1 protein-coding gene and 1 pseudogene are annotated in these 2085 nt (G+C 71.3%); one reads left to right on the top strand and one right to left on the bottom strand.

Annotation, left to right across the window (positions count from 1 at the left end; translation table 11 throughout):
• Positions 1-520: pseudogene (locus GKQ77_RS32095) on the top strand (DUF2637 domain-containing protein); the annotation flags it as partial.
• A 25-nt stretch (positions 521-545) separates the two neighbouring features.
• On the opposite strand, the gene GKQ77_RS32090 reads toward GKQ77_RS32095, so the two are convergent.
• The coding region (locus tag GKQ77_RS32090; protein WP_258022327.1) for a trypsin-like serine peptidase at positions 546-2085 on the bottom strand (1540 nt) is incomplete at its 5' end.

Genomic DNA, 2085 nt, shown 5'->3' with positions numbered 1-2085 from the left:
GCCCCAGCCCCGCCCCGAGCGGGAGCGGGAGCCCGAGCCGCAGCCCGAGCCCGAGGTCCTGCCGCACGCGAGCCCGTGGTTCGCCAAGTACCCCGCGTCGTACGCCCCCGAGGAGCCGTACGACCAGTGGTACGAGGAGCAGGCGCCCTACGACCACGGGCCGCACGCCGACGAGACGCACGAGGCCTACGAGACCCACGAAGCAGCGGAACCCGCAGCCGGGCCAGAGGCAGAAGCTGAGGCGGACACTGAGGCAGAACCAGAGCCCACGCCCGACATCCCCGGCCTCCCGGAGGACGTCAGCCGCGAAGAGGCGTACTTCACGGCGTTCCGCAAGTACGTCAGCGAACTGGGCGACTACCCCAACGCCCGCCAGTTCAGCCTGTACTTGATGGACCTGTACGGCGTGACGGGCCAGGCCGGCGGTCCTCTCACGGAGAGCACCCTGCGCCCGTACCTGCGCGACTTCCGCTCCCGCTACCAGCAGGACCTGGACGCGGGCGCGGAACACATCGCGTAACCCTGTCGCGTAACCCGTCGTGCGGTCAGGAGGCCTTCGGCGGCACCAGGTTGACCTCGCGGCCGAGCTTCGTCGTGGTGTCGGCGTAGAGGCTGACCTCTCCGTCGCTCCACCGCACGAGCAGATCGTCGGGCCGGCCGTTGGCGGTGTGGGCGCCCGCCGTCACCGCCTTGGCGTGCTTCCACAAGGAGGCGGAGGCCGACGTACGCGTCTCCTTGCCGAGGCCGCCCGCGCCCACGTCCTGGTAGAGGGAGCGCCGGCCGTCGGACCAGCGGACGAGGAGGTCCCACGAGCCGTTGCCGGTGAAGTCGCCGCCGGCGAGCAGGGTGGCCCGCTTCCAGGTGGCGTTGGCCTTCCGGAGCCTGGTCTCCTTCTTGAGGCCGCCCGCGCCCACGTCGGTGTAGAGGCTGACCTCGCCGTCGCTCCACCGTACGACCACGTCGTCGTTCCGCTTGTTCCCGCTGAAGCGGCCCGCGGTGATCTGGCCCGCGTGCTTCCAGACGGAACCGGCCGCGGCGAGCTTCGTCTCCGTGCCGAGACCGGTGGCGGACACGTCCCCGTACAGGGTCACCTCGCCGTCGGACCAGCGCACGATCAGGTCGGAGCGCGCGTCGCCGGTGAAGTCGCCGCCGGTGACGGTCGTGGCGTGCTTCCAGGTGGCGCTGGCCTTCTTCAGGACGCGCTCGCCGGTGAAGCCGCCCTTGCCGTCGCCGGGGTGGAGGGTGACCTTCCCGTCGTCCCACACCACGAGGAGGTCGGCCTTGCCGTCGCCGGTGTGGTCGCCGCTCGCCAGGTGCCTGGCGTGCTGCCAGGTCTCGCCGGTGCCGAGCGAGGCGGGCAGCGGGGTCCGCTCGACCACGCCGACGTCGTTGACCGCGTCGTCGTAGAGCTTGAAGACCTCGCCGTCGTAGTACGGGGCGTAGGAGACGGAGTCGGTCGCGCCGCCGCCACCCACCCCGCCGAGGTTGCCGACGACCTTGCCGGTGCCGGTCCGCTCGTCGTAGTCCATCAGCCACGGACTGCCGGACGTGCCGCCGTAGAAGCCGCCGCAGGCCATGCGCAGCTGCTTGTAGCCGGAGAGCCGGGTGGTCTTCACCCGGCACTTGATCGCCTGGTCCCTGGGCGCGTGCCTGGCCGACGGATAACCGACGACGGTGACCGCCACCTGGTAACCGGGCGTGCGCGTCAGCGTGTTGGCGCCGGTCACCCTCTCGACCTGCCGGCCCTCCTTGTCGGGCTTGACGGTCGCGAACGCGAAGTCGAGGTCCGAGCCGGGGCCGTAGTCGGTGTGCCTCGGGTCCCGGAAGACCCGGTCGACCGCCCATATGCCGTGGGGCTGCTGCGCCGGGGTCTTCCCGGTGCGGTACTGCGGTACGAAGGCGTACTTGTCGCCGTTGCCGCAGTGGCCGGCGGTGAGGATGAGGTTGCCCTTGGGGCTGTGCACCACGCTGGCCGTGCAGTTGTGCGTGGCCATGCCCTTGTCGACGTAGTAGAGAACGCCGATGGTCCTGGAGCCCGCGTAGCCGGTCTCGGCCTTGGGGGCGGGGGCGGCGGCGGTGTACGCG

Origin of the sequence: Streptomyces anatolicus (assembly GCF_019400875.1) — a bacterium.
GTDB classification, from domain to species: domain Bacteria; phylum Actinomycetota; class Actinomycetes; order Streptomycetales; family Streptomycetaceae; genus Streptomyces; species Streptomyces anatolicus.
Note: the sequence above shows the minus strand (reverse complement) of the source record. Positions and strands in the feature narration are given on the sequence as shown.